The organism is Telluria sp. ZB4P36, from assembly GCF_059685865.1.
The window spans coordinates 70,275-96,922 of the sequence record NZ_JCASIE010000011.1; the positions used below are offsets into that span (position 1 = coordinate 70,275).

At 64.8% G+C, this 26,648-nt stretch carries 22 protein-coding genes and 1 tRNA gene; 16 read left to right on the forward strand and 7 right to left on the reverse strand.

Translation table 11 applies throughout. From position 1 onward, the window contains the following. Positions 1–46 precede the first annotated feature (46 nt). The 16 genes from AC56LK_RS15215 (at position 47) to AC56LK_RS15290 (ending at position 22,745) form a co-directional block, all read left to right on the forward strand. Positions 47–1,312: a glutamate-5-semialdehyde dehydrogenase gene (locus AC56LK_RS15215; protein ID WP_497185333.1), complete on the forward strand. Its 1,266-nt coding sequence runs from the start codon at positions 47–49 to the stop codon at positions 1,310–1,312. An 18-nt stretch (positions 1,313–1,330) separates the two neighbouring features. Continuing rightward, positions 1,331–1,744 carry a CopD family protein gene (locus AC56LK_RS15220; protein ID WP_497185334.1) on the forward strand — a complete coding sequence of 138 codons (414 nt, stop codon included), beginning with the start codon at positions 1,331–1,333 and terminating at the stop codon, positions 1,742–1,744. Between the two features lie 81 nt (positions 1,745–1,825). After that, a complete protein-coding gene (locus tag AC56LK_RS15225; protein WP_497185335.1) occupies positions 1,826–3,031 on the forward strand; it encodes a THUMP domain-containing class I SAM-dependent RNA methyltransferase in 1,206 nt (401 codons plus the stop codon). A gap of 7 nt (positions 3,032–3,038) precedes the next feature. After that, complete coding sequence (locus tag AC56LK_RS15230) at positions 3,039–4,328, forward strand: multidrug effflux MFS transporter (protein ID WP_497185336.1); 1,290 nt, start codon at positions 3,039–3,041, stop codon at positions 4,326–4,328. Between the two features lie 270 nt (positions 4,329–4,598). After that, complete coding sequence (locus AC56LK_RS15235) at positions 4,599–6,758, forward strand: HDOD domain-containing protein (RefSeq protein ID WP_497185337.1); 2,160 nt, start codon at positions 4,599–4,601, stop codon at positions 6,756–6,758. 7 nt (positions 6,759–6,765) lie between these two features. Beyond that, positions 6,766–8,979, forward strand: a complete 2,214-nt coding sequence (locus AC56LK_RS15240; protein ID WP_497185446.1) for a putative bifunctional diguanylate cyclase/phosphodiesterase — start codon at positions 6,766–6,768, stop codon at positions 8,977–8,979. Positions 8,980–8,991: 12 nt separating this feature from the next. After that, a complete protein-coding gene (locus AC56LK_RS15245) occupies positions 8,992–10,536 on the forward strand; it encodes an SEL1-like repeat protein (RefSeq protein ID WP_497185338.1) in 1,545 nt (514 codons plus the stop codon). A gap of 169 nt (positions 10,537–10,705) precedes the next feature. Beyond that, positions 10,706–13,471 (forward strand): M16 family metallopeptidase, encoded by a 2,766-nt coding sequence (locus AC56LK_RS15250; protein ID WP_497185339.1) that lies wholly within the window; start codon positions 10,706–10,708, stop codon positions 13,469–13,471. Positions 13,472–13,611: 140 nt separating this feature from the next. Continuing rightward, positions 13,612–14,841 (forward strand): putative DNA modification/repair radical SAM protein, encoded by a 1,230-nt coding sequence (locus tag AC56LK_RS15255; protein ID WP_497185340.1) that lies wholly within the window; start codon positions 13,612–13,614, stop codon positions 14,839–14,841. Next, positions 14,838–16,292 carry a UdgX family uracil-DNA binding protein gene (locus AC56LK_RS15260; protein WP_497185341.1) on the forward strand — a complete coding sequence of 485 codons (1,455 nt, stop codon included), beginning with the start codon at positions 14,838–14,840 and terminating at the stop codon, positions 16,290–16,292. The genes AC56LK_RS15255 and AC56LK_RS15260 overlap by 4 nt, the downstream gene beginning before the upstream one ends. 159 nt (positions 16,293–16,451) lie before the next feature. Beyond that, positions 16,452–17,237: a TorF family putative porin gene (locus AC56LK_RS15265; protein WP_497185342.1), complete on the forward strand. Its 786-nt coding sequence runs from the start codon at positions 16,452–16,454 to the stop codon at positions 17,235–17,237. 16 nt (positions 17,238–17,253) lie between these two features. Continuing rightward, positions 17,254–19,284: a methyl-accepting chemotaxis protein gene (locus AC56LK_RS15270; protein WP_497185343.1), complete on the forward strand. Its 2,031-nt coding sequence runs from the start codon at positions 17,254–17,256 to the stop codon at positions 19,282–19,284. 95 nt (positions 19,285–19,379) lie between these two features. Further along, entirely contained in the window at positions 19,380–20,402 is a 1,023-nt protein-coding gene (locus AC56LK_RS15275; RefSeq protein WP_497185344.1) for a TraB/GumN family protein, read from the forward strand. 66 nt (positions 20,403–20,468) lie between these two features. After that, positions 20,469–20,542 (forward strand) — tRNA-Gly (locus tag AC56LK_RS15280). 194 nt (positions 20,543–20,736) lie between these two features. Continuing rightward, positions 20,737–22,035, forward strand: coding sequence for a hypothetical protein (locus AC56LK_RS15285; protein ID WP_497185345.1), 1,299 nt, complete (start codon positions 20,737–20,739; stop codon positions 22,033–22,035). After that, entirely contained in the window at positions 22,032–22,745 is a 714-nt protein-coding gene (locus AC56LK_RS15290; RefSeq protein WP_497185346.1) for a hypothetical protein, read from the forward strand. Before AC56LK_RS15285 ends, AC56LK_RS15290 begins: the two co-directional genes overlap by 4 nt. Here the strand turns inward: AC56LK_RS15290 and AC56LK_RS15295 are convergent, their stop codons facing one another. The 7 genes from AC56LK_RS15295 to AC56LK_RS15325 all read right to left on the reverse strand — a co-directional run bounded on the left by AC56LK_RS15295 (position 22,746) and on the right by AC56LK_RS15325 (position 26,587). Beyond that, positions 22,746–23,783 (reverse strand): tyrosine-type recombinase/integrase, encoded by a 1,038-nt coding sequence (locus AC56LK_RS15295; protein WP_497185347.1) that lies wholly within the window; start codon positions 23,781–23,783, stop codon positions 22,746–22,748. Next, positions 23,761–23,982, reverse strand: coding sequence for a DUF4224 domain-containing protein (locus AC56LK_RS15300; RefSeq protein ID WP_497185348.1), 222 nt, complete (start codon positions 23,980–23,982; stop codon positions 23,761–23,763). The genes AC56LK_RS15295 and AC56LK_RS15300 overlap by 23 nt, the downstream gene beginning before the upstream one ends. Before the next feature lie 15 nt (positions 23,983–23,997). Beyond that, positions 23,998–24,579, reverse strand: coding sequence for a hypothetical protein (locus AC56LK_RS15305; protein ID WP_497185349.1), 582 nt, complete (start codon positions 24,577–24,579; stop codon positions 23,998–24,000). After that, positions 24,576–24,878: a hypothetical protein gene (locus AC56LK_RS15310; protein ID WP_497185350.1), complete on the reverse strand. Its 303-nt coding sequence runs from the start codon at positions 24,876–24,878 to the stop codon at positions 24,576–24,578. The genes AC56LK_RS15305 and AC56LK_RS15310 overlap by 4 nt, the downstream gene beginning before the upstream one ends. A 130-nt stretch (positions 24,879–25,008) precedes the next feature. Then, the gene (locus AC56LK_RS15315; RefSeq protein WP_497185351.1) at positions 25,009–25,416 is read right to left on the reverse strand and encodes a DUF7352 domain-containing protein; all 408 of its coding nucleotides are present in this window, start codon (positions 25,414–25,416) and stop codon (positions 25,009–25,011) included. After that, positions 25,413–25,667, reverse strand: a complete 255-nt coding sequence (locus tag AC56LK_RS15320) for a hypothetical protein (RefSeq protein WP_497185352.1) — start codon at positions 25,665–25,667, stop codon at positions 25,413–25,415. The genes AC56LK_RS15315 and AC56LK_RS15320 overlap by 4 nt, the downstream gene beginning before the upstream one ends. Then, positions 25,664–26,587 (reverse strand): DNA cytosine methyltransferase, encoded by a 924-nt coding sequence (locus AC56LK_RS15325; protein ID WP_497185353.1) that lies wholly within the window; start codon positions 26,585–26,587, stop codon positions 25,664–25,666. The genes AC56LK_RS15320 and AC56LK_RS15325 overlap by 4 nt, the downstream gene beginning before the upstream one ends. Positions 26,588–26,648: the final 61 nt, after the last annotated feature.

The following is a 26,648-nucleotide window of genomic DNA, read 5'->3' on the forward strand; positions in this document are numbered from 1 at the left end:
ACTGCGTTCCGGCTGCGTCCCATAACAAACAAGGTCAGGAACGACGATGGACATCACCGAACACATGCACTCCATGGGCCGCAAGGCCCGTGCCGCCTCGCGTGCGATGGCGCGCGCCGACGGCGCCACCCGCAACCGCGCACTGCTCCTGATCGCCGAGGCCATCGAGCGCGATGCCGACCTGCTGCGCGCCGCCAACCAGCAGGATATGGAGGCTGCCCGTGCCGGCGGCCTGGAAGCGGCACTGCTCGACCGCCTGGCGCTGTCCGACAGCGCCATCAAGACCATGGTCGAGGGACTGCGCCAGATCGTCACCCTGCCGGATCCGGTCGGCGAGATCACCAACATGAAGTCGCGCCCGAGCGGCATCCAGGTCGGCCAGATGCGGGTGCCGCTGGGCGTGATCGGCATCATCTATGAAGCCCGTCCGAACGTGACGGTGGACGCGGCCGGCCTGTGCATCAAGAGCGGCAACGCTGCCATCCTGCGCGGCGGTTCGGAAGCCATCCACTGCAACCGCGCGCTGGCCAAGCTGGTGAGCGAAGGCCTGCAGGGCGCCGGCCTGCCGCTGGATGCGGTGCAGGTGGTCGACACCACCGACCGCGCCGCCGTCGGCGCCCTGATCACGATGCCGCAGTACGTGGACGTGATCGTCCCGCGCGGCGGCAAGGGCTTGATCGCACGCCTGATGGAAGAGTCGACCGTCCCGATGATCAAGCACCTGGACGGCATCTGCCACGTGTATATCGACGACAAGGCCGACATCGCCAAGGCGCTGCCGGTGGCCTTTAACGCCAAGTGCCACCGCTACGGCACCTGCAACACCATGGAAACGCTGCTGGTGGCCCGTGCGATCGCGCCGACCGTGCTGCCGCAGCTGGCGGAGCTGTACAAGACCAAGGAGGTCGAGCTGCGCGCCGATGCCGAAGCGCATGCGATCCTGGCCGGCTATCCATACCTCGCGCATGCGACGGAACAGGACTGGAGCACCGAATACCTGGCGCCGATCCTCGCGATCCGCGTGGTGGAAGGGCTGGACGGGGCGATCGACCACATCAACACCTGGTCGTCCAAGCACACGGAGTCCATCATCACCGAAGACTACAGCGCCGCGCTGCGTTTCCTGCGCGAGGTGGATTCCGCCTCGGTGATGGTGAACGCGTCGACGCGTTTCGCCGACGGCTTCGAGTACGGGCTGGGCGCGGAGATCGGCATCTCGAACGACAAGCTGCACGCACGCGGGCCGGTCGGACTGGAAGGATTGACCTCGCTGAAGTACGTCGTGTTCGGGCACGGCGAAGTGCGCAGCTAAACAAGAACAAGGAACCGCATGTACCTCTGGATCAAGGCCCTGCACATCGTCTTCATCGCGTCCTGGTTCGCCGGACTGTTCTACCTGCCGCGCATCTTCGTCAACCTGGCCCAGGAAACCAACCCGGCCGCGCTCGAGCGCCTGCTGGGCATGGGGCGCCGGCTGTATCGCTTCACCACCATCCTGGCGCTGCCGGCGCTGCTGCTGGGCCTCTGGCTGTGGCTGGGCTACGGGATCCAGGGCGGCTGGCTGCACGCGAAGCTCGCGCTCGTGCTGCTGGTGATCGGCTACCATCATGCCTGCGGATCGCTGCTCAAGAAGTTCGAGCGCGGGGCGAATGTGCGCAGCCATAAGTGGTATCGCTACTTCAATGAAGTGCCGGTGCTGCTGTTGCTGGCGATCGTGATCCTGGTCGTCGTCAAGCCTTTCTGAACAGCATCATCTTTTTTCAAGCCGCCGGTGCGGACCGGCGGCGCCTGACTCATTCTTTTTAACGGACAAAGGGTACACCTCATGGCCTCATACTTTTGCCCATGCCCGCGCGGCATGGAAGCGGCACTTGCCGAAGAACTCGGCGAAATCGCCCAGCAAAGCACCACGATGAAGGTGCACAACCAGGTGCCGGGCGGCGTGCACTGCTCCGGCGCGATGCTGGATGCCTACCGCATCAACCTGCACTCGCGCATCGCCTCGCGCGTCCTGATGCGCATGGGCCAGCGCAGCTACAACAACGAAAACGACATCTACGACCTGGTGCTCGAGCAGCCCTGGGAAGACTGGTTCGGCGTCAACCACACCATCCGCGTCGACGTCACCGCGGTGAAGTCCCCGCTGAAGAGCCTCGAGTTCACCACGCTGAAGATCAAGGACGCCGTCTGCGACCGCTTCCGCGACCAGTTCAACAAGCGTCCTTCGGTCGACACCCGCGAGCCGGACATGCGCATCGTCGGCTTCCTCGACCAGCGCAACTTCATCATCTACCTCGACACCTCGGGCGAAGCGCTGTTCAAGCGCGGCTGGCGTGAAGAAACCGGGGACGCGCCGCTGCGCGAGAACCTGGCCGCCGGCATGCTGCGCGTGGCCGGCTGGAAGCCGGGCGTGCCGCTGTTCGATCCGATGTGCGGTTCCGGCACCATCCTGGTCGAAGCGGCCCAGATGGTGCAGGGCATTCCACCCGGCGCGCGCCGCCGCTTCGCCTTCGAGAAATTCGCCGACTTCGACCGCGAGGCCTGGGCGGCGATGAAGGCCGAGATCAAGCCGAACCCGCTGCCGGGCGAGCCCACCATCTTCGGCTCCGACATCTCGGGCGACATGGTCGCGATGACCCGCCACAACCTGAAGATCGCCGGCATCCTGTTCGAGGTCCCGCTCAAGCAGATCGAGGCCCAGCACGTGTCGCCGCCGCTAGATGCGCCCGGCATCCTGCTGACCAACCCGCCCTACGGCGAACGGATCGGCGTGCGCGGCGACTCCACCGTGCCGCAGGACGAAATGGCGGTGTCCTTCTATTCCGCGCTCGGCACCACGCTCAAGCAGCGCTTCGCCGGCTGGACCGCCTTCCTGTTCACGGCCGACCTGCAGCTGCCCAAGCTGCTGCGCCTGAAGGAATCGCGCAAGACCCCGTTCTTCAACGGCGCGCTCGAATGCCGCCTGTTCCGCTTCGACATGGTGGCCGGCTTCAATCGCCGCGAGGAAGCAAAACCAAAGCAGGAGCAATAAACCCTTCATGCTGCCGCCGACCGAACCCGACGACTTGCCCAAGGATCCGGTCACCCCGGTTCCGCTGCCCGCACCCCACAGGATCGCGATGCTGTCCGCCGGCGGCCTGGCCACGCTGCTGGCCGCGCTGTCGATGCTGGGGCCGTTCTCGATCGACGCCTACCTGCCGGCCTTCCCGCAGATCCGCGCCGATCTGGATGCCTCGGCGCTGGAAGTGCAGCAGACGCTCACCGCCTACATGCTGGCCTTCGCCGGCATGGTGCTGTGGCATGGCGCGCTGTCGGATGCCTTCGGCCGGCGCAACGTGATCCTGTGCGCGCTGGTCGTGTTCGCGATCGGTACCTTCGGCTGCGCGGCGGCGAGTTCGGTGCACTACCTGTGGGTGTTCCGCATCATGCAGGGGGTGTCGGCGGGGGCGGGCGTGGTGGTGGGACGCGCCATCATCCGCGACCTGTATTCGGACGCGGCGGCGGCAAGGCTGCTGTCGATGGTGACCATGATCTTCTCGATCGCCCCGGCCATCGCGCCGGTGCTGGGCGGCTGGATCGTGAGCTTCTTCGACTGGCGCGCGATCTTCCTGGCGCTGTGCGTATACACGGTGGCGCTGGGCTGGTTCTCGTGGAAGCACCTGCCCGAGACCGTGCCGATGGAGAAGCGCCAGCCTTTCAATCCGCGCTTCCTGGCCCAGAGCTATGGCGCCATCTTCAGCTCCTTCCTGTTCCACATGAAGGCGGGCGTGGTGGCGATGAACTTCGCCGGCCTGTTCCTGTACATCGCGGCGGCGCCGGTGCTGCTGCCCGAGCACCTGGGCCTGGGCCCCTCGCAGTTCGCCTGGCTGTTCGTGCCCACCGTGAGCGGGATCTTCCTGGGTGCGCTGGCGGCCAACCGCATGGCGGGCAGGCTGACCTTCGCGCGCCAGATCCGCGTCGGCTTCTTCTTCATGCTGGGGGCGATCACCTTCAACGTGGCCTACCACAGCTTCCTGCCGCCGGCGCTGCCCTGGAGCGTGGCGCACATGTTCTTCTTCACCTTCGGCAGTTCGATCATCGCGCCGGGTGCGACCCTGCTGGCGCTCGACCTGTTCCCGCACATCCGCGGCACCGTGGCTTCCTGCCAGTCCTTCGTCACCACGCTGATGGGCGCGATCGTGGCCGGCCTGATCGCGCCGATGCTGTCGCACTCGGTGCTGGCGCTGGCGCTCGGCCAGGCCGGCTTCGCGCTGCTGGCGCTGAGCTTCTGGGCCACGGCACGGCGCTACCGGCGCCAGAAGATCCGCGACGGGCACCCGATGCCCTGAAATAAAATTACACATATGCATGCATATTGAAATACTATTTCGCCTGTTCGGGGGTGTCGGGTTGCGCCTCTCGCTTTAGAGCGACATCCAGACAACACTTTTTATAGAAAGTATTGTTCCCGATCAGAAATGTCTATATGCTAAGATAAGTTTTTCGTGCCCGGAACAAACCTCGAAACATTGTTCTGTTTGGTAGATGAAAGAGCAAGACTGTGTGGCAACCCGTCCTGGGCTGCCTCAGCTAACCCACAAGCGGCCACGTTTGAGACCATGCAACCATCGGATCAGGATATTCGCAATCGCCTGCTGATTGCCCGTCTGCCGGCCATGCCGCAGATCCTCGTGCGTCTCATCGAACACCTGCAGGCCGACGACCTCGGCATGCCGGAACTGGCCGCCCTGATCTCGAAGGATGCCGGCATGACCGGCAAGCTGCTGGCGGTCGCCAACAGCTCGGCCTACCAGCGCCATCACCGCAACGTCAACCTCGAGCAGTCGCTGGTCGCGCTCGGCACCGACATGATCAAGACCCTTGTCATCAGCGACTCGGTGTTCCAGACCTTTAACAACTTCCCGCATTCGGGCAGCACCGACCTGCGCGCCTTCTGGAAGAACTCCTTGAGCGCGGCCGTGATCGCGAAGGAGATCGCGCGCCTGGTCGACTATCCGCACCTGGAAGAGGCCTATCTGGCCGGCCTGCTGCACAATGTCGGCCGCCTCGCGCTGCTGGCCACGGCGCCCAAGGAATACGCCTTCAACTTCACCGCGCGCGACGACGAGGACCTGTGCGCCGTCGAGCAGCGCACCCTGCAGATCACCCATGCCGAAGCCGGCGCCTGGCTGATCGAACGCTGGCAGCTCGATTCCTTCCTGGCCGACGCGGTGCTGTACCACCACGAAGCCAGCGACCGCATCGAATCGGCGCATCCCCTGATCCGCATCGTGCGCCTGGCGCATGTGCTGTCCAGCCATGCGGGCGACGAGCCGGTCGTGCGCGACGCCGCCGCCCTGTGCGGCCTCGACGCCGAGCAGGTCGGCAGGCTGCTCGACGGCGCCGCGCGCCAGGTCGACAAGGCCGCCGCCCACCTGGGCATCGACCTGGCCGGCGCCGACGACATCCCGGCGCCGCCGGCCTATGCGCCGCCGGCGCTCGACCCGGTGCAGCAGCGCCTGTCCGAGGAAGTGCGCAACATGGTGCTGGTCTCGGAAGTGGGCCAGAGCTTCGCGCGCCAGCAGGGCGAATCCGGCCTGCTGGAAGCGATGACGCGCTCGGCGCGCATCCTGTTCGACTTCGGCAGCGCCGTGGTCCTGCTCGAGAACCCGACCGGGCACGCGCTGGTCGGCGCGCCCACCCAGGGCAGCCAGCGCATCGCCGAATTCGCCGTGCCGCTGGCCAAGGGCGGCGCGATCGCCAAGAGCGCGCTGGAGCGCCGCCCCGCCTTCATCGGCAGCGACGGCGAATCCCTCGGCCTGGCCGAGGAACAGCTGCTGCGCATGCTCGGCACAGACAGCCTGGTGTGCGTGCCGCTGGTCGCCGGCGCGCGCTGCCTGGGCGTCCTGATCGGCGGCATCGCCAGCTGGCAGGTCCCGGTCTGCCAGCGGCGCGAGCGCTTCATGCAATCCTTCGGGGCGCAGGCCGCCACCGCGCTGGAAAACATGCTGTCCGAGCGCGGCCATGCACGGCGCCAGCTCGCGCACGTGGCCGAGGAATACCGCGAGGCCTCGCGCCGCGTGGTGCACGAAGTGAACAACCCGCTGTCGATCATCAAGAACTACCTGAGTGTCCTCGACAGCAAGCTGGCGCGCCAGGAACCGGTGAGCAGCGAGATGTCGATCCTGAACGAAGAGATCGACCGCGTCGGCCAGCTGGTCAGCAGCCTGGCCGACCTCAAGCCGGTCGATACCGGCCCGCGTCCGACCGACGTCGCCAAGGTGGTCGACGAGGTGCAGCGCCTGTTCCGCAGCACCGGCTTCGTCCCTGCCACGGTCGACATCAACGTCACCATGCACGAGGAAGCGACCCGCATCGAGGGCGACGCCGACGTGCTCAAGCAGATCCTGGTGAACCTGGTGAAGAACGCCATCGAGGCGCTTGGCACGACCGGTGGCCGCGTGGAGATCGTCAACCGCGGGCACGTGAACCGCGAGCGCCAGCTGTACCTGGAACTGGTCGTCAGCGACAACGGCCCCGGCCTGTCGCGCGAGGTGCTGACCCATCTGTTCTCGCCGGTGAAGAGCACCAAGGACGGCGCCCACCATGGCCTCGGCCTGTCGATCGTCCACAGCCTGGTCAAGAAGCTGGGCGGCCACATCGCCTGCCGCAGCGGCCGCAGCGGCACTGCATTCGAAATTCTCCTGCCGGCGTGGTCCGGCGCCGGCACCGCCGCGACTCCGGTCGCGCTGCCGGCCCGCGCGCTGGGCTCTGCATAAAGTCATGATGAACGCGCACAACGCAATGTTCGAGCCGGCTGCCTACAGCCCGTCGCTCGACACCGACAGCCAGCCGCGCCTGCTGCTGGTCGACGACGAGCCGCGCCTGCTCTCGTCGCTGTACGAGCTGCTGCGCGACCGCGGTTACCAGCTGACCACCGCGTCTTCCGGCAGCGAGGCCCTGGCCCACCTGTCGCGCCTGCGCTTCGACCTGGTCCTGCTCGACCTGCGCCTGCCCGACATCGGCGGCCACGAGATCATGGACTTCATCAACCAGAAGGGCATCGACGCCGACGTGATCGTGATGAGCGGCGAGGTCGGCATCGACGCGGCGATCGGCGCGCTCAAGCGCGGCGCCTACGACTACCTGCGCAAGCCCTATGCCCGCGAAGAGCTGCTGGCCACGGTCGCCAACGCGCTCAAGGGCCGCCGCCTGGCGCTCGAGAACCAGCGCATGGCCAACCAGCTGGACGCCTCCGAGAAGATGTACCGCTACCTGGTGGACTCCTCGCCGGACATCATCTACACCCTGAACCACGAAGGCCGCTTCACTTTCGTGAACGACCGCGCCTACCAGCTGCTCGGCTACTCGCGCGACGAACTGCTCGGCAAGCATTATTCCGTGCTGGTGCACGAAGAAGACCTGGAGCGCGCGCGCTACGTCTTCAACGAGCGCCGCGTCGACGAACGCGCCTCGCGCAACGTCGAGCTGCGCCTGAAGTGCCGGAACGGCACCGGCAGCGGCAACGACCGCACCTTCAACACCACCCTGATGACGATCTCGCTGAACGCGATCGGCATGCACGTGCCCGACCAGGAAGTGAAGAAGCTCGAGTTCTTCGGCACCTACGGGGTGGCGCGCGACATCACTGACCGCAAGCGCGCCGAAGAAGTCATCTCCTACCAGGCCTACCACGACATCCTGACCGACCTGCCGAACCGCATCCTGTTCAAGGATCGCCTGGGGCTGGCGGTGATCCAGGCCAAGCGCAAGAAGACCGAGCTGGCGGTGATGTTCATCGACCTGGACCGCTTCAAGCTGGTCAACGACACCCTCGGCCACGTGAAGGGCGACGAGCTGCTGCAGCAGGCCGCCACCCGCCTGAAGGGCTGCCTGCGCAAGGGCGATACCCTGGCGCGCCAGGGCGGCGACGAATTCACCATCGTGCTGCCGGAACTGCGTGACCGCGACGATGCGCGCATGGTCGCCGACAAGTTCCTCGAGACCCTGCAGGAGCCGTTCGACCTCGACGGCCACGAGGTGCACATCTCGGCCTCGATCGGCATCGCGATCTACCCGACCGACGGCGAATCGATCGACGAGCTGCTGCGCCATGCCGACATCGCCATGTACCAGGTCAAGGCCCAGGGAAAGAACGGCCACAGCTTCTACCATACGTCGATGCTGGACATCTCGCACCAGAAGATCGCCCTCGAGCAGGCCCTGCGCCGCGCGCTCGAGCAGGACGAGCTGGAGATGTACTACCAGCCGCAGATCGACGCCCTGACCGGCCGCATCGTCGGCGCCGAGGCGCTGATGCGCTGGAACCACCCGACCCGCGGCCTGCTGTCGGCCGGCGAGTTCCTGCCCTTCGCCGAAGAGAACGGCCTGATGCTGCCGATCTCGGACTGGATGATCGGCGCGCTGTGCCGCGACATGCTGCAATGGAATGCCTCGGGCACCGACCACGTGCGCCTGTCGCTCAACCTGTCGCCGCAATACCTCGACCGCGGCGATTTCTTCGAGAAGATGCGCAATGCGCTGGTGCGCTACGGGATCGCGCCGGGCCAGATCGAAGTCGAGATCACCGAGAACATCTGCATCCGCAATCCGCAGTACGCGATCGAACAGCTGAACAAGCTGTGCCAGCTCGGGGTGTCGGTGGCGATCGACGACTTCGGCACCGGCTATTCGTCGTTGTCCTACCTGCACCGCTTCCCGATCCACACGGTCAAGATCGACCAGTCCTTCGTGAAGGAAATCCACGAAGAGGGCGGCCACTATCCGGTGATCCTGGCGATCATCTCGATCGCGCGCGGCCTGGGGCTGAACCTGATCGCGGAAGGCGTCGAGACCGAAGAGCAGGCGCGCTACCTGCGCTCGAACGGCTGCATGACCATGCAGGGCTACCTGTACTACCGCCCGATCCCGCTGGGTGAATTCATGAAGTCGCTGCGCACCCAGCCGACGCTGTTCGGCCTGCGCGCAATCCAGGCCTGACCGGAACAGGCCATGCTCGACATCCCGGCACCAGCCAGCGATACGGAAGGCCGTTACAGCGCCGAGTTCCTGCGCGTCAAAGGGATGGCCGAGCGCGGCGTGCCGACCGCCCAGCACAGCCTGGGCTTCATGTACGCCAGCGGCCAGGGCGTGGCGCAGAACTACGAGCTGGCAGTCGCCTGGTACCGCATGGCGGCCAGCGCCGACCTCGAACTGGCCCAGTACAACCTCGGCGTGATGTACCAGAAGGGGCAGGGCGTGGCCCAGGACTACGGCCAGGCCGCCTATTGGTACCGCCGCGCCGCAAGCCAGGGCTACGCGCCGGCGCAGTACAACCTGGGCTGGCTGTTTGCCAAGGGCCAGGGCGTGCCGAACGACGTGCAGCAGGCGCTGCACTGGTTCAGCCAGGCCGCCGACCAGGGCGAGCCGGGGGCGCAGCACAACCTCGGCATGATGTACGAGACCGGCAAGGGCGTGCCGCAGGACCAGGATGCGGCGACCGCGTGGTACCGCCGCGCCGCCGAGCAGGGTTATGCACGCTCGCAGTTCAGCATTGCGCTGCGCAGCAGCGGCGCCCAGGCAGTCGACTGGTTCCGCAAGGCCGCCGAGCAGGGCTACGCGCCGGCCCAGTTCAACCTCGGCCTGCGCTACGACAAGGGACAGGACGTCGGCCAGGACAGCGAGCGTGCCATCCTGTGGTACGGGCGCGCCGCCGAACAGGGGCATGCCAGCTCGCAGTTCAACCTCGCCCTCATCCACGACAGCGGCCACGGCGTGCCGCGCGACGAAGCGCTGGCCCTGCACTGGTACCGCCGCGCGGCCGAACAGGGCCACGCCGGCGCCCAGGACAACCTCGGCGTGCGCTACGAGCACGGCCAGGGCGTCGATCGCAATCCGGCCCAGGCCGCGCACTGGTACCGCCAGGCGGCCGAGCAAGGCATGCCGTCGGCGCAGTACCACCTCGGCCAGCTGTTCGACGCCGGCAACGGCGTCCCTAGCGATCCCGAACAGGCGGCGCGCTGGTACCGCCAGGCGGCCGAGCAGGGCCACCTGCGTGCCCAGTTCGACCTCGGCCTGCGCTTCGAGGCAGGCGTGGGCGTGGCGCGCGACGACGCCCAGGCGCTCGAGTGGTACCGCCGCGCCGCCCACCAGGATTACGCACCGGCCCAGTACATGGTGGGCGCGCTGCTGGACCGCGCCGAACACGCCGATCCGCGCGAAGCCACCGACTGGTTCCACAAGGCCGCCGACCAGGGCCACGCGCTGGCACAGTTCGAGCTCGGCCTGCGCCACGACTGCGGCAAGGGCATCGAGCGCGATTACGAAGCGGCCCACTTCTGGTACCTGTGCGCCGCGCGCCAGGGTCATGCGCGGGCGCAGTTCAACCTCGGCGTGATGTATTCGGCGGGGCAGGGCGTGCAGCGCGACCTGGTCGAGGCCTATGGGTGGCTGCAGCGCGCCGGCGGCGCCGGCGTGGCGGCGGCGTCGGGCTACCTGAAGAAAATCTCGGCGCGCATGGAGCCGCACTTGCTGGCGCAGGCGCAGGGCTTCGCCTGAGCGCGCAAGCGCCTGTATGTATCCAAATTTTCTGGCGTCAGCTCAGCGATTCCTGTAGGGTGGTCGTTTGTCATTCAGGCCACTGGCCTGAATGACTGCCGACCGCGCGTTCAACCAGCGCGTGATTCGACGGGACGCATACATACAACAACCTGTCCACGAGACGCCCATGAAAAAACTCGCTCTACCTCTCCTGCTCGGTCTCGCAGCCGCAGCAGCGCTGCCTACCCACGCCGCAGCACCGGCCACCTCCGCCAAGTCGACCGTTTTTGACCGCAAGGCCTACAGCATCGAGCACAAGAAATTCGTGCTGCCCAACGGCCTGACCCTGCTGGTCCACACCGACCACAGCGTGCCGGTGGTGGGCGTGAACATGTGGTACCACGTCGGTTCGCGCAACGAGAAGCGCGGCAAGACCGGCTTCGCCCACCTGTTCGAGCACTTCTTCTTCAACGGTTCCGAGAACTACCCGCACGGCTTCCGCGAGGCGATGGACGACCTCGGCGCGAACAACCGCAACGGCACCACCAACACCGACCGCACCAACTTCTTCGAAGACGTGCCGGTGTCGGCGCTCGAGCGCACCCTGTTCCTGGAATCGGACCGCATGGGCTTCCTCGGCAACTACATCTCGAAGGAGATGCTGGAGCGCGAGCGCGGCGTGGTGCAGAACGAGAAGCGCCAGGGCGAGAACCAGCCGTATGGCCGCGTGCGCATGGAAATCTCGGCCAAGATGTACCCGTACTCGCACCCGTATTCGTGGTCGACCATCGGCTACATGGAAGACCTGCAGGCCGCCTCGCTGGACGACATCAAGGAGTGGTACCGCACCTACTACGGCCCGAACAACGCGGTGATCTCGCTGGCCGGCGACATCACGCCGGAACGCGCCTATGAGCTGGTGAACAAGTACTTCGGCGCGATCCCGCCGGGCCCGCCGCTGCCGCGCACCGAGAAGTGGATCCCCCAGCTGGACCGCAACATCCGCGACGAGATGGAAGACCACGTGCCGCAGGTGCGCATCTACCGCAGCTGGCACACCTCGTCGTGGAAGGATGCCGACACCCAGCGCCTGAACCTGCTGGCCGGCGTGCTGGCCGGATCGAAGAACGCACGCCTGGACAAGCGCCTGGTGTACGAAAAAGGCATGGCCACCGGCGTCTCGGCCTATGTGAACGATGCGGAACTGGGCGGCACCTTCAACCTGTCGGTCACCGTCAAGCCGGGCGTCGACCCGATGGAAGTGGAACGCGAGATGGAGCGCGTGGTCGCCGAGCTGCTTGAGAAGGGCCCGACCGAGGCTGAACTCAAGCGCGTGAAGACCCGTGACCTGGCCGATTTCGCCCGCAGCCTGGAGCGCGTGGGCGGCATGGGCGGCCGCAACGACGTGCTGGCCGAAAGCCAGACCTACGGCGGCAAACCGGACGCCTACCTCGACCGCCTCGAGCTCTTCGCCACCAGCAGCCCGGCCGACGTGAAGACGGCCGCCAACCGCTGGCTGCGCGCCAACCACTACACCATGACGGTGCGTCCCTCGGCCAAGCTGGCCGCAGCCAAGTCCACCCTGGACCGCAAGAAGCTGCCTGGCCTGGGTGAAGCGCCCGACGTGAAATTCCCGGCGCTGCAGCGCGCCCAGCTGAAGAACGGCCTGAAGGTCGTGCTGCTGGAACGCCACTCGGCCCCGATCGTCAACGTCTCGCTGGCGGTCGATGCCGGCGCGGCCTCGGACACCGCCGCCAAGGCCGGCGCCGCCTCGCTGGCGCTCGACCTGCTGGACAAGGGCACCAAGACGCGCGACGCCTTCGCCCTGTCGGACGCGCTGGAAAACCTCGGCGCGCGCCTGAGCACCGGTACCGGCCAGGACCAGTCGCTGGTGCGCCTGCAGGCCACCTCCGCCAACCTGGCGCCCTCGCTGGCCCTGATGGCCGAAGCCGCGCTGGCACCAAGCTTCCCGCAAGACCAGTTCGCCCTGTCGAAGAGCCGCCGCATCGCCGGCATCGCCCAGGAAAAGGCCCAGCCGAACAGCCTGGCCCTGCGCCTGGTGCCCTCGGTGCTGTACGGCGCGGACCACGCCTACGGCAAGCCGGCTTCCGGCTTCGAGGGCAGCGTGCAAAGCCTGACCCGCGACGACCTGATGGCATGGCACGCCACCTGGTTCAAGCCGGGCAGCGCCACCATCGTCGTCGCCGGCGATACCAGCATGGACAAGCTGCTGCCGGCGCTGGAAGCGAGCTTCGGCAAGTGGCAGCAGGGCACGGCACCGAGCAAGAAGATGACGACCGTGCCGGCGACCCAGGGCAAGCGCCTGATCCTGGTGGACAAGCCGGATGCGCCGCAGTCGACCATCGTCGCGACCCACGTCTCGCATGCCTATGGCCAGCCGGAAGACCTGGCGATAGAACCGGTGATGGTGAACTTCGGCGGCATGGCGACCTCGCGCCTGAACCGCAACCTGCGCCTCGACAAGCACTGGAGCTACGGCACCCAGGCACGCCTGACGGAAGTGCGCGGCCAGCGCCCGTTCTACATCATCGCGCCGGTGCAGACCGACAAGACAATCGAAGCGATGCGTGAAGTGCAGAAGGAACTGCGCGGCGTGGCGGGCGAGCGTCCGCTGGTGGGTACCGAGTACGAGAGCATCATGCGCAGCATGACCTCGCGCCTGCCGGGCCGCTATTCCACCCTCGCCGCCCTCGAATCGGCCGGCCTGGAGACCGTGAACCTGGGCCTGGCCGACGACTACTGGAGCAAGTACGCGTCGAACGTGCGCGAACTGACCCCGCAACAGCTGGCGGCCGCGTCGTCCAAGTTCATCAAGCCGGACGAGGTGGTGTGGATGGTGATCGGCGACCTGCGCAAGATCGAGGCAGGCGTGCGCTCGCTCGGTTGGGGCGAGGTGACGGTGGTGGATGCGGACGGCAAGCCGCTGCGTTGATCCACTGAGCTTGTTGTCTTGGAAAGCCCGGTCCGGTGACCGGGCTTTTTTACATCTCGTCCCGGCTTTGAACCGTGCAAACGGCCCTGTGCATACGCGCGCGATAGTATACTGTATGCCCATACAGTTCGGGGCGTGCGATGGAACTCAAGGACAAACTGGAAATCCTGGCCGATGCCGCGAAATACGATGCGTCCTGCGCCAGCAGCGGTGCGCCGAAGCGTTCGTCCGAGGACAAGGACGGCTTCGGCGCCACCACGGGCATGGGCATCTGCCACAGCTATACGCCGGACGGCCGCTGCGTCTCGCTGTTGAAGATTTTGCTCACCAACTTCTGCATCTACGACTGCCAGTACTGCATCAACCGCCGCACCTCCAACGTGCCGCGCGCCCGCTTCTCGGTCGAGGAGGTGGTCAAGCTCACCCACGATTTCTATGTCCGCAACTACATCGACGGCCTGTTTCTGAGCTCGGGCATCATCCAGTCGGCCGACTACACCATGGAGCAGCTGGTGGCCGTGGCGCGCCAGCTGCGCGAAGTGCACGGCTTCCGCGGCTACATCCACCTCAAGACCATTCCGGACGCCGACCCGCTGCTCATCGAAGAAGCGGGGCGCTGGGCCGACCGCCTGTCGGTCAACATCGAGCTGCCCACCCACGACAGCGTGACCCGCCTCGCGCCCGAGAAAAGCGTCCACACCATCAAGCTGGCGATGGGCTCGATCCGGCGCAAGCTCGACGAAAAGGCCGAGGAGCCGAAGTCGCCCAGCTTCGCGCCGGCCGGCCAGAGCACGCAGATGATCGTCGGCGCCGACGCCAGCGACGACCACACCATCCTCAACACGGCCGAGACCCTGTACGGCAGCTATAAGCTGAAACGGGTGTACTACTCGGCCTTCAGCCCGATCCCGCAAAGCCCGAAAAGCGTGCCGGCGGCGCCGCCGCCGCTGCTGCGCGAGCACCGCCTCTACCAGGCCGACTTCCTGCTGCGCGGCTACGGCTTCACGGCCGGCGAGCTGGTGCCCGACGCCGGCAACCTGGCGCTCGACGTCGACCCCAAGCTGGGCTGGGCGCTCAGCAACCGCGAGCACTTCCCGCTCGACCTGAACCGCGCCGACGAAACCATGATCGCGCGCGTGCCGGGCATCGGCATCCGCAACGCGAAACGCATCGTGGAGCTGCGCCGCCTCCGGCGCATCCGCTGGGAAGACCTGTCGCGCCTGCGCTGCAGCATGAAGAAGCTGGCGCCCTTCATCGTCACGGCCGACTACAAGCCGGTGCAGGGCGCGGCCAGTTCCCACCTCCTGCGGCGCCACCTGGCCGACGCGCCCGAGCAGATGAACCTGTGGCCGGAATTGCAGGCCGCATGATCCAGGCGCCACAGGTGGCGGACTTCGGAGAATGGCGCACGGCCGCGCGCGACTTGTTGCGCGCCGGCGTGCCGCCCGAAGCGGTCAACTGGGGGGCGCCCGAGGGTGGCGACCTGTTCTCGGGTGCGCCGACGGAGGACGAGCGGCAGCATAATGCCGGCATCACAACACAAGCAGCGCATCTGCCGCCGCATGTGCCACGTTCCTTGCTCGAGATACTGCAGCAAGCCGCTTGCTTCCGTGCGCCCGACCGTTGGGCTTTTCTCTACCGCGTGCTGTGGCGCTGGACGCAGGGCGAGCACGACGTGCAGTCGCCCGCCGACCCGGACGGCAGCCGCCTGCACGGCATGGTCAAGGCGGTGCGCCGCGAGGAGCACGACATGCATGCCTATATCCGATTCCGCGAGCGCCCGGCCGATGCCGGCCCGCCGCGCTTCGTCGCCTGGTTCGAGCCGCGCCACGACGTACTGCCCCAGGTGGCCGAACATTTCGTCGCCCGCATGGGCAAGCTCAGCTGGATGATCGCCACGCCCGAGGCCAGCGTGCTGTGGGACGGCCAGACCCTGCACAACACCGGCCCCCTGATGTCGAGCGCCGCCGACCTCGACGACGCCGGCGAAGCGCTCTGGCTCACCTATTACCGCAGCATCTTCAATCCGGCCAGGGTCAACGCCCAGCTGATGCAGAGCCACATCCCCTCGCGCTTCTGGAAGAACCTGCCGGAAGGCGCGATCGTGCCTTCGCTGGTGAGCCAGGCCGAACTCGGGGCGCGCAAGATCGGCCAGGTGCAGGCGGTGGGACGGCGCAGCGGCGCCACCATCCCGATCAGCGCCGACGCCGCGCAGCCGGACCGCGAGCAGCCCTCCAAGCTGGACGAGTGCCGGCGCTGCGAGCTGTGGCAATACGCCACCCAGGCGGTCGGCGGCGAAGGTGCAAAGCGGGCGCAGATCATGGTCGTCGGTGAACAGCCGGGCGACCAGGAAGACCTGGCGGGCCAACCCTTCGTCGGGCCGGCCGGCAAGCTGCTCGACCGCGTGTTCGCCCAGGCCGAAGTCGACCGCAAGACCATCTACCTCACCAATGCGGTCAAGCACTTCAAGTGGGAGCCGCGCGGCAAGCGCCGCCTGCACAAGACCCCGGTCCAGCGCGAGATCGAGGCTTGTCACTACTGGCTCGAGAAAGAGCTGGCCGCGGTCAAGCCGAAGGTGATTGTGGCCATGGGCGCGACCGCGCTCAAGTCCGTGATGCGCAAGGCCACCGTCAAGCTCAAGGACACCCTGGGCAAGCCGATCCGCCACGACGGCTGCTGGGTGGTGACCATCTACCACCCCTCCTACGTGCTGCGGGTGCCGGACGAAGCGGCCAAGCAGGAAGCCTTCTCGGTGATGGTGACGGGCCTGAAGCTGGCGCACGAGCTGCTGGAGCGCCCCGACCTGCCCGAACCGGACTGATATCGCCGGAATTGCTGAGTGTTGCGCCAAGGACGCACGGAAGTAAAAATCTCGTTATCGAACACTTCACAATCGCGTGAATATTCACATTTGTCTCGTAATATTTCCGTACGGAATTAATTCTTGGCCTCCTGCCTTCCGACGGACCTACGAGACATCATGATTTCATCCCTTCGCCGGCTGCTGCCGGCTTCCCTGCTGCTGCTGGCCATGCCCACCGTCCAGGCCGGCGGCCAGGAAGCCGCCCCGGCTGCCACCGTTACCACCACCCTTACCGCGGCGTCCCAATACGTCTCGCGCGGGATGCGCCAGACCTGGGGCAAACCCGCGCTGCAGGCAGGCCTCGATGTCGTCCATCCGAGCGGCTGGTCGTTCGGCACCTGGGCCTCGACCGTCAGCGACCGCTTCATCGAGGGCGGCCGCGCCGAATGGGACCTGTACGGCGGCTACGCCGGCACGGTCGGGCCGGTCGGCTACAGCCTGACGGCGATGCATTACCGCTATCCGGGCGCCCGCATCGGCGCCACCGGCACCAAATACGACTACACCGAACTGGTGCCCGGCCTGAGCTTCGGCTCCCTGTATGCGAAGTACTACCGCACGGTGTCGCGCGATTTCTTCGGCATCACGGACGCGCGCGGCACCGGCTACCTGGACATCGGCGCCAACCATGACCTGGGTGGCGGCTACACGCTCAACCTGCACCTGGGTGACGGCCGCGTGGCGGGCGCCGGCAACGCTATCTGGGACTGGCGCGACGCCAAGCTCGGCATCACCAAGGTCTTCGACGGCGGCTGGACCGCCGCCGCCGCCTGGACCCGCGCCTGGGGCGCCACCGATGCCTACGACCGCTACACCACCGGCGTGCCGCGCGCAGACGGCAGCGTCGCCATTTCCAATCCCGCCAAGGGCACGCTCGCCGTGAGCCTGGCACGCACTTTCTGATAACGACGGAGACCCCATGCTCGATACGAAGCAGCCGCGCCGCATGCGCGGCCTGACCCTTTCGCTCACCGCCAAGATCTGCGCCACCGCCACCGCGCTGGTGGTGCTCAGCCTCGGCGCCACCTCGACCTTCATCGGCATCGAGAGCAGCACCTCGTCGCAGGAAGCGGCGATGGCGCAGGCGCGCACCGCCGCGCGCGAAGCCGCGGCCTCGCTGCAGGGACGCATCGGCGCCGGCCTGTCCAGGGTACAGGTCATGTCGACCTCGATGGAAGCCGTGCGCGGCACCGAGCTGCCGCTGGCGCGCGAACAGGTGAACGGCATGGTCAAGTCCTTCCTGCTGGGGAGCGAAGACTTCGTCGGCGCGGCCGTGACCTTCGAACCGGATGCCTTCGATGGCAAGGATGCCGAGTACGCCGGCAAATCGCCCGAATACGATGCCACCGGCCGTTTCATGCCCTACTGGTCGCGCAACGCCAACGGCAGCGTCGACGCGGCGCCGATCGTCTTCACCAACACCCCGGGCGGCAACGACTGGTATGACGTGCCGAAGGCCACGCGCAAGTCGCATTTCACCGAGCCCTACATGTATCCGATCAACGGCAAGGACGAGCTGATCGCCTCGCTGGCGACGCCGATCGTCGTCGGCGGCCGGTTCATGGGCGTGACTACCGCCGACTTCATGCTGGTCGGCCTGGGCAAGATGCTGGCCGGGATGCAGCGCGTCGAAGGCGGCACGCTGGCGCTGGTGTCGAATGGCGGCCTGTACGCGAGCCACGCCGACCACGCCCGCAACGGCAAGAAGGCCAATGACCTGCCCGCCGCCGCGCTCGAGGCGGTTCGCCAGGGCAAAGCCTACGAATACGCCGAAGGCGGCACGATCCACCTGCTGCAGCCCTTGCGCTTCCACCCGGACATCGCGCCCTGGTCCATCTCGCTCGCCTTCCCGGAAAGCGTTGCCACCGCTTCGTCGCGCGCGCTGGTCGGCTACGCGCTGATGGTCTCGGTGGTCTGCGCCGTGATCGCCGCCTTCGTGATGGTGAGCGTGTTGCGCCGCCTGACCCGTCCGCTGCGCGTCCTGAGCCACGCCATGACCGACCTGGCAGGCGGCAACGCCGACCTGAGCGCACGCCTCGAGGCGCGCGGCAACGACGAGCTGGCCGAGATCGCGCGTGGCTTCAACACCTTCGTGGCCAAGATCCAGGACGTGCTGGCACGCGTGCGCAGCAGCTCCGAAGCGGTGGCGACGGCATCCAGCGAGATCCGCCAGGGGAATGCCGACCTGTCGGTGCGCACCGAACAGCAGGCCAGCGCGCTCGAGGAAACCGCGGCGTCGATGGAAGAACTGAACGGTACCGTGAAGCAGAACGCTGACAATGCGCGCCAGGCCAACCAGCTGGCCGGGTCGGCCAGCGAGATCGCCACGCGCGGCGGCGAAGTCGTGGCCCAGGTGGTCGACACCATGGCCTCGATCAGCGACGCGTCGAAGAAGGTGGTGGACATCATCAGCGTCATCGACGGCATCGCCTTCCAGACCAACATCCTGGCGCTGAACGCCGCCGTCGAAGCGGCGCGCGCCGGTGAGCAGGGCCGCGGCTTCGCCGTGGTGGCGACCGAGGTGCGCAACCTGGCGCAGCGCAGCGCCGCCGCCGCCAAGGAGATCAAGGCCCTGATCGGCGACTCGGTCGACAAGGTCAGCGTGGGGACCATGCTGGTCGAGGACGCCGGCAAGACGATGGAAGAAGTGGTATCCAGCGTGCGCCGCGTGAGCGACATCGTCGCCGAGATCAGCGCCGCCAGCGCGGAGCAGAGCACCGGCATCGGCCAGGTCAACCAGGCCATCGTGCAGATGGACGGCGTGACCCAGCAGAACGCGGCCCTGGTCGAGGAAGCGGCGGCCGCGGCGGAAAGCCTGCAGCAGCAGGCAGCCACCCTGGTGGCGCTGGTGGGCGAGTTCAAGATCGAGGACGACACCCGCGCGCAACCGGCCGCCCGCCCTCAGCTTGGTAAAGCGGCGCCAGTGCGCCTGGCCATGCAGGCGGCATGAAGTGCGGAAGGCGCCGCGCTGCTTAAGGCATCGCTAAGCGCCTGCCCATATTGGCGGGTTAAGCTTGACGGACAATCAACAACAAGGATGTCCTGATGCTCAAACTCGCGATCGTTCCTGCGCTGTGCCTTGCCTTGTGCGCGGTACCCGCCCACGCCCAGACGGCCGATCCGGCAGAGCCGCCTGCGGCCCCCGTTTCCGCCGACACCGCGCCGGCGGCGACCGAACAGATCCTGGTCGTCGGCCAGAAGCCCGGTCCCGGCATGTGGAAGGTGTCGAAAGGCGATCACGTGCTGTGGATCTTCGGCGACTATTCTCCGCTGCCGGTCAAGATGCAATGGCGCTCGCACGAAGTCGAAGCCGTGATCGCCCGATCGCAGGAATACCTGGCGCCGCCGGTGGCGAGTGCCTCGGTCGGCTACTTCAAGGGCGCACTCCTGCTGCCCTCGCTCATCGGCATCAACAAGATTCCCGAGGGTGCAACACTGCGCGAGGTGCTGCCGCCGGACGTCTATGCGCGCTGGCAGCCGATGAAAGAGAAGTACCTCCCCAAGAACGATGAGCGCGAGCGCCCGGTCTTCGTGGCGGGCCAGCTGTTCAGTTCCGCGCTGGCCAAGGCCGGCCTGACCACGCGCACCGGCGTGCGCAAGCAGGTCGAGAAGATCGTCGACGACAAGAAGCTGAAGGTGACGCGCTCCAGGATCGAACTGCCGATGGATAACGCACGGCGCATGATCAAGGACTTCAAGAAGTCGCCGGTCGAGGACGTGGCCTGCCTGGATTCCACGATCTCCCGGCTGGAAACCGACATCGATGCCATGCGGGTGCGCGCCAATGCCTGGTCCAAGGGCGACATCGACGGCATCCGCAAGCTCGACTTCGTCGATCACGAAGAGAATTGCCGGGACGTGATCCTGAACAGCGCCGCCGTGCGCGACGATCCGGCCTTCCAGTCGGTGCGTCCGCGCCTGAAGGCCATGTGGGTGGCGGCGGCGGAGAGTGCGCTGGAGCGGAACGCATCGACCTTCGCGCTGCTGCCGATGCGGGATATTCTGGATCCGAAGGGGATGCTGGCGGCGCTCGCCGCCAAGGGGTATACGGTCGAGCAACCGGAATAGCGTTCTGCCTTTGCGGGGGCTGGAAATTTGTCAAAGCGCGACAAACGCGCGTAGAATGCTGGCAACGCGGGTGTAGCTCAATGGTAGAGCAGAAGCTTCCCAAGCTTACGACGAGGGTTCGATTCCCTTCACCCGCTCCAGTGAAAAACAAGAAAAACTAGCTGGCCGTCGCTCCACAAATCCGCAAGCGCTCCACAAAACGTACTGTGCAAGGCGTCAAGCAAGCGCGGTGCCATACTTTGATTACACACGTTCAAGCGCTGGTACTCATGAATGTATGGCAACATTTAGTACCAGAAGTTAAAATAACGTGGTTGCTACAGGCACATCGATCATGACACCAGACACTCTCCGACTTCCTCCTCTTACTGAGTTCCTCGCAGGCAGTCTACGGAATTTATATCTTGCGTTTACGCAATCGCCCGAGGCCATCCCTCGATCCAAGGAAGAGCTGGTTGAGGCGTTGTCGCCGCACGTGGAAGATCGCGGGCTTGCGCAGTTGATTTCTCAGCTGGAAGCCACTCAGACTTTCCGCCATATGTATCTCTATGCTTTGGCAAAGCGGCCTGACGGACGTGCATTGAGCCAAGCAATTAGTAGTCTCAACAGTGCTGCGCCCATCTGCGTAGACGATAAGACTAAATTGCACTACTTAGGCGATTGCCCCAACGACTATCCGTTGTTAAGACTTGCACATCCTGTCACGAACTCGTACTACGTCCCGGACGGCGTGGAGCGGATGAAGCTTGAGACCTCTTCGTTTAGGCATGCAGTTGTCATTGCTATCAAGCCTGAATTGGGTGTTGTCGAAATTCGATTTAATGGGTATGAGCAAAGTAAATACACTTCCGACAAGAATCGAATTTCATACCGCGATGTGGCTGCAAGCTGTGCTGGTTTCCTGGCCGGGGCGTTGAACGTCGAAGTAAAGGGGCTGCCACTGAAGCAGCCTGTTGAGGAGTTAATCGAAAACTACGGCGATGAGGTCTCTCATCAGAAGAATGTTTCTCGCGTTGGCGGAGGCCGCATTTCGCTAGATGTAGGAGACTCCGATGATGCAACTGACCTGAATGACCTGTTGAAAACAGCTTTCCAATTAAAGGGAACTGGCACTAGCCCAACTGCTGCAATGAACAGTTGGACTGCGGAAAACGTCACATTGAAATGGTCGAAGTTCAATGCGCTTACCCGCATTGACTACACCGGTGAAACACCGGAAGTGATGTTCTCTTGGAAGTCTGTCGAGCATCGTTCCTTAAAGAATCAGGATCACATCATCAAAACGATGGTTGCGTTTACTGATCTTGATCGGTCGCGCGACATGAGAAAGATTGCAAGTAGCTTGCAGAACTTGAAGACTGGAGAAGTTCTTACTGTTCTCGACGTGTCACAACGAGCTGGTGCCCCCGTAAACGATGCGATGGAACATTTGCTCGAGCAAGTCCGTTCGCGGCGTATGCGCATGCTCTTTAGGATCAGGGCAAGCTCGGCCTTAATTGACACGTCCAACAACTGGGTTCTCTCAGTCGCTGAGCTGCCGCAGCAAGTCGAAACTATGGATGGTGACACGATCAACCTCTCGAACCCTGCCAACATCGAAGTGGGATTTACGTTGGCGGAGGTGAAGAAATGACGGGGATGCCATCCATCACTACCACCTCTCCTGATTCTTCTTTAGCGTTTGTCCTGGATTTTCTGGCGAAGAATAATGGCGTAGATGACGCGGCCATATGGTCATTACTTGACAAAGTGGATCGTGCCAAATTGGCGCAGTTGCTGACCGATGTTGACGCGGTGGACGCGACAAAGTACGACAAAACTGTCAATGTTGGGATGACCAGCAAGACCTTCGAAACGATCAAGTCGGGGAAAAAGGGTAAGTTGTTCGAAGAGATCGCTGCGACTTTGTTGTCTGGCGTTACGTGTTTCGGCACTAGGAAGGACATCCCGACGGCGACAAATCAACTTGACGTGCTTGTGACCCTAGGGCCAAGTTCGGCGGTAGTTCCGGCTTTTCGTGAGTGGGGGACGCACTTCATTTGTGAGTGCAAATTTCATGATAAAGGTGTTTCTGTTGAATGGGTCCAGAAGCTGGAGTCATTACTTGGAACGCACGGTGCGAAGGTAGGTTTGCTAATTTCGAAAAAACCAATCACCAAGGGCGGTCGGGGGAATATTGCTCATAAACTTCAGCTCTTCGCTATGAAGGGTGCCTACATCCTTTGCTTGAGCAGAGAGGACCTTGACAAGTGCGCAGCCGGAGAAGGAATCATCCAGATCCTTGTTGACCGATATATTTCTATCCAAATGGGAATCGCCTTCTTCATTAAACCTAGTGCCTAGTTACTTTGTCGGCGTCACTATTTTGCCTCTGCGCAGGTAGTGACGCTGAGTCGTTTTAACGCTCTCATGGCCGAGTAGATCACGAGCAGCTTCCTCACCGCGGCCATCAGCCGTGTCATCCGCCGCCTTGGCGCGCAAGTCGTAAAACCGGAAATCCTTAATGCTCTTGGCGAGTGTCGGCGTAGCTTCGCTTGCCGCAGCCCGGGCCCTGTCGAACTGTGATCGCAGCGCGGGCGCAGTCAGACGCTTGCCGTGCATGTTCACCAGTAGAGCGGCGGTCTTCACCTTGTGGCCGGCCTTGCGCGCCTCGATGCGCTCGAGCAGCTCCGCCAGCTGGCCAACGATCTTGATGCGCAACGGCTGCTTGGTCTTCTCCTGGGTGACGATCAGGTGGCCGTCGACAATGTCGTGCGCGGTCATCTTCAGCGCATCCGCCGGCCGCTGGCCGGTCAGGTAGGCCAAATCCATCGCGTCCTGCAGCGGCGGGCTCGCGCTTGCCCAGACAGCCTTGTAGACAACGTCGCTGATGTACACCGTCCGCTTCTTCAGCGGGTAACCTTGGATGCCCTCGCAAGGGTTCGGCAGGTCGGTATAGCCCCAGCCGCGGGCGTGGTTCCACATGGTCGAAAACACGCGCTTGCACCGGTTCGCAGTGGTCGGCTTGTCGGCATGGTCTTCCAGGAAGTTCTTGATGTGCATTGGCTTGATCTGGTTCAGCGGCGCGGCCGCGAACGACTCAAGCAAATGCTTGATGTCCGACTTGTACATGCGCGCCGAGCTGGCCGCCAGCTTCGGTACGACGTCGACCAGGTATCGCTTCTCAAGATCGGCGAACGTTGCGCCCGCGGTCGGCGCCACGATCACGTTCAGCTCCGCATACTTCTTCAAGGCCAGGATGTAGTCGTCGCCGAGGGCGATCTCTTTACGCTTCCCATCCGGGCCCTTCTGGTACATGTAGTAGTAGACCTTGCCGCTGCGCTGCGTCCGGGGATGCATGTGCGGCGGCATGTTCAGGTTACGAGTGTTTTTTCTTCCCATCGCTCCGCCTCGGCATGACCCATACTTTCTCTTGCGGCGCTTCCTTGCGCCCTTCCACTGCAGCGAGCGCGATCACTGGCTCACCAATGGCGTTGACCCAGAAGGGCAAACCCATCGTGCGCAGCGCCTCGATCTGCTTTGACTTTCGCCGGCGGCCGGTCAGCCTCACGACTGCGTCAGCTGTCAAAAACGTGTCCATTATGCTCATCCTGACCTACTGCCCATGGGCAGCTGGTCTATCGTTCGAGGTGAGCGCCTTCCTCACATCAACCGGACTCATCGCCATTGCCATGTGTGCGATCTGGCGGAGCCGCATACGTTCCTCATGCGTGCGAGTATCCGGCTTGTCGTCTTGGTCTTCGTCACTCTCGCGCGCTGGGCCGAACAACTTGTTCGTGTGGATAAAGGCCATCAAGACCTTATCGAACTCGTCGGCTAGGGCCTTACGCATCAGCTCGAAAACGAACTCAACCTCCACGTGCTCGGCGGCAGACAACTCGACGTAGAAGCTCGACCGCGCGCGCTTGCGCTGCCGGATAGACAGATCGCCTGCGTGCTGGCGCACCTTGCGAATTACCTGGCTCATAAGGGTGCGCTCATGCTTGCCGACGAACGACACTTCGACCCAGTTGCGGACAGGTGCGGTGTCTTCAATGTCGGCCAAGGTGAGGTTGTGGCGCGTCAGAATGTTTTCGAGCATTGCCTGGGCGGCGGCTTGTTCGCCGTCGACGCCGCGATCGGCCAGGGCCTTGATCTTGCCAATGCGCCGCATCAGCGCTTCGCTGACGGCGCTCATGCCTTGCCACCAGTTTGATCGCCTGCACCCTTGGCAGCAGGTCTGTCGTCCCTGAATGCATCCATTTCGGCTGCGGTGATGTAGACCGTGCGCTTCGTCCCCGGAACAACGATGCACAGCTCGCCCTTGCGTGGGCCTCGCTTGGCCTCGCGGAATTCAGCGCCGGTCACGTCCATGACGTCACGCTGGTTTTCGTCGCCCATCCAGCCCGCGCTGTATAGGCGGAAGTTCGGCGAGGTCGGCGCCAGCTTTCGCAAAGCTAGTCTACCAAAGGTGGTGTCTGCGAAAAGATCTTCCATCACGCAGTTCCTTTCTCGCCGGTGCCGGCGGTGAATCTTCTCAGTGGACATGCCGCCAAGTGCTCGGCGCCGTGTGGCTGGCCGCAGCGCACGCATGCGGTCGGCGAGCGGGTGATGTACGCCAGGCGCATCAGGCTTCTCCTGGCTTGGCGAGCGCGGCCACCTGGTGGGTGTCTTGCCGATCGCCGTCAAGTGCGAGGCAAGGAGCTTGCGGTTTCAGCAGCGGGCACTGGTTTGCCCGAACAGAGAGAGCCGCGGTTGACCGGTTGCTCGAGCCATCGGTGAGCAGCTCGAACACGTGGAACACGAGAGCGCCTTGTCCGAACATCGTCGTTCCAAGAAAACGCAGTGGTACGTCTGGAACCGAATGGCCGGTTCCGTGTATCAGGAAGCGGCGAGCCTCGCCCTCCGCTTCAGGGTCTACGAGCGCCCAGAGACAGATCACATCGCGCTGAACCTGAACTGACAACACCTCGGCGCCAGTCGGCATCTTGATCGAACAGGATCCCTCAAGCTCATACTTCCAAATCGTTTTCATTTGCTTTCCTCAGCTGCTGCTGGTTTGATTCGAATCTCGGTGCTGTCGATGCCTTCCTTCGTGCCGGCTAGGTAGACCGTCATCGAGACTCGCCCACCGTTCTGGTAGAGCGACAGCCCGTTGATAAACCGGTTACGGTCCTGGTACAGCACCGGCCGCGCGCAGTGCGCGGACCTAAGCAGCAGCATCTGATGCCGATACGCGCCCGGATCGAGCGGCGTGTCCTGATTGGTCGGTACGGGGCCGGTCATACAGCCTCCAGCATCGCGGTGATGACGTCGCGCGCAGCCGGCGGGCAGACAGCGTTCCCGAGCATGTGCACCGCGTCGCGGTGCGCGGCCGGCAGGATGTAGTCGTCTGGGAAGCCCATCGCTGCGCGGCATTCTTGCGCGGTCAGCATGCGGGTGCGGTCTCCGTCAACGACTCCCCAGCGGTCCCTGGTGGTGATCGTGCCCAGCGGACGGCCCAAGCAGCGGCCGGTGAGGCCTGATCCGCCACCGTAGTACGGCATGACGAAGCGATCGCCGTGCGCGCGCCGCCCGGCTTGCACCCGGCGGAGGGTGGCCGCGGCGCGGCCTGGCTTCTCGATCGGCTGCCAGTTGCCGGTGCCAAAGTCGATAATGCTGCGCGCGGCGACGTGCGCGCGCTTCTCGAGATGGATCATGAGCGGGTGCTTGGCGCGGGCAGCGACGATGAACAGCCGCTCGCGGTGCTGCGGTGCGCCGTGGTCGGCCGCGTCGACGATCATCGGCGTGAGCGCGTAACCGAGGGCGTCCATGGCGGCGCACCAAGCTGGGTAGAGCGCCCAACGGGTGAACTCGGGGACGTTTTCGATCACGGCGAACTCGGGGCGGTGGTACTCGACGGCCGACACGACGGCCCAAGCGGTCGAGCGGCTGGCGTCGTGTTGCGGGTTGCCGTTGGCCTTGCCGCGGGCCTTGCTGTGGCCCTGACAGCAGGGCGACGCCATAAGCAGGTCATGCGCCGGCACGTCCTGCCAGTTTGCCTGCTGGAGGTCTTGGCACAGGTGCGCCGCCCCCGGGTGGTTGCGTGCGTGGATCTCCACTGCGGCCGGCCAGTGATTCGCCGCCCACACGACGTCGATGCCGGCCATCTTGGCGCCAGTGCTGAAGCCTCCGGCGCCTGCAAAAAGGTCGATTGCCTTCATCATGCTGCATTCTCAGTCACGGCCTGGCGCGCACACGCATCACAGCCACCTTGCTGGACCAGTT

Excerpts from the sequence above, each read along its gene's own strand:
- AC56LK_RS15215 (WP_497185333.1), top strand. The coding sequence starts at position 47 with ATGGACATCACCGAACACATGCACTCCATGGGCCGCAAGGCCCGTGCC.
- AC56LK_RS15220 (WP_497185334.1), top strand. The coding sequence starts at position 1,331 with ATGTACCTCTGGATCAAGGCCCTGCACATCGTCTTCATCGCGTCCTGG.
- AC56LK_RS15225 (WP_497185335.1), top strand. The coding sequence starts at position 1,826 with ATGGCCTCATACTTTTGCCCATGCCCGCGCGGCATGGAAGCGGCACTT.
- AC56LK_RS15230 (WP_497185336.1), top strand. The coding sequence starts at position 3,039 with ATGCTGCCGCCGACCGAACCCGACGACTTGCCCAAGGATCCGGTCACC.
- AC56LK_RS15235 (WP_497185337.1), top strand. The coding sequence starts at position 4,599 with ATGCAACCATCGGATCAGGATATTCGCAATCGCCTGCTGATTGCCCGT.
- AC56LK_RS15240 (WP_497185446.1), top strand. The coding sequence starts at position 6,766 with ATGAACGCGCACAACGCAATGTTCGAGCCGGCTGCCTACAGCCCGTCG.
- AC56LK_RS15245 (WP_497185338.1), top strand. The coding sequence starts at position 8,992 with ATGCTCGACATCCCGGCACCAGCCAGCGATACGGAAGGCCGTTACAGC.
- AC56LK_RS15250 (WP_497185339.1), top strand. The coding sequence starts at position 10,706 with ATGAAAAAACTCGCTCTACCTCTCCTGCTCGGTCTCGCAGCCGCAGCA.
- AC56LK_RS15255 (WP_497185340.1), top strand. The coding sequence starts at position 13,612 with ATGGAACTCAAGGACAAACTGGAAATCCTGGCCGATGCCGCGAAATAC.
- AC56LK_RS15260 (WP_497185341.1), top strand. The coding sequence starts at position 14,838 with ATGATCCAGGCGCCACAGGTGGCGGACTTCGGAGAATGGCGCACGGCC.
- AC56LK_RS15265 (WP_497185342.1), top strand. The coding sequence starts at position 16,452 with ATGATTTCATCCCTTCGCCGGCTGCTGCCGGCTTCCCTGCTGCTGCTG.
- AC56LK_RS15270 (WP_497185343.1), top strand. The coding sequence starts at position 17,254 with ATGCTCGATACGAAGCAGCCGCGCCGCATGCGCGGCCTGACCCTTTCG.
- AC56LK_RS15275 (WP_497185344.1), top strand. The coding sequence starts at position 19,380 with ATGCTCAAACTCGCGATCGTTCCTGCGCTGTGCCTTGCCTTGTGCGCG.
- AC56LK_RS15285 (WP_497185345.1), top strand. The coding sequence starts at position 20,737 with ATGACACCAGACACTCTCCGACTTCCTCCTCTTACTGAGTTCCTCGCA.
- AC56LK_RS15290 (WP_497185346.1), top strand. The coding sequence starts at position 22,032 with ATGACGGGGATGCCATCCATCACTACCACCTCTCCTGATTCTTCTTTA.
- AC56LK_RS15295 (WP_497185347.1), bottom strand. The coding sequence starts at position 23,783 with ATGGGAAGAAAAAACACTCGTAACCTGAACATGCCGCCGCACATGCAT.
- AC56LK_RS15300 (WP_497185348.1), bottom strand. The coding sequence starts at position 23,982 with ATGGACACGTTTTTGACAGCTGACGCAGTCGTGAGGCTGACCGGCCGC.
- AC56LK_RS15305 (WP_497185349.1), bottom strand. The coding sequence starts at position 24,579 with ATGAGCGCCGTCAGCGAAGCGCTGATGCGGCGCATTGGCAAGATCAAG.
- AC56LK_RS15310 (WP_497185350.1), bottom strand. The coding sequence starts at position 24,878 with ATGGAAGATCTTTTCGCAGACACCACCTTTGGTAGACTAGCTTTGCGA.
- AC56LK_RS15315 (WP_497185351.1), bottom strand. The coding sequence starts at position 25,416 with ATGAAAACGATTTGGAAGTATGAGCTTGAGGGATCCTGTTCGATCAAG.
- AC56LK_RS15320 (WP_497185352.1), bottom strand. The coding sequence starts at position 25,667 with ATGACCGGCCCCGTACCGACCAATCAGGACACGCCGCTCGATCCGGGC.
- AC56LK_RS15325 (WP_497185353.1), bottom strand. The coding sequence starts at position 26,587 with ATGATGAAGGCAATCGACCTTTTTGCAGGCGCCGGAGGCTTCAGCACT.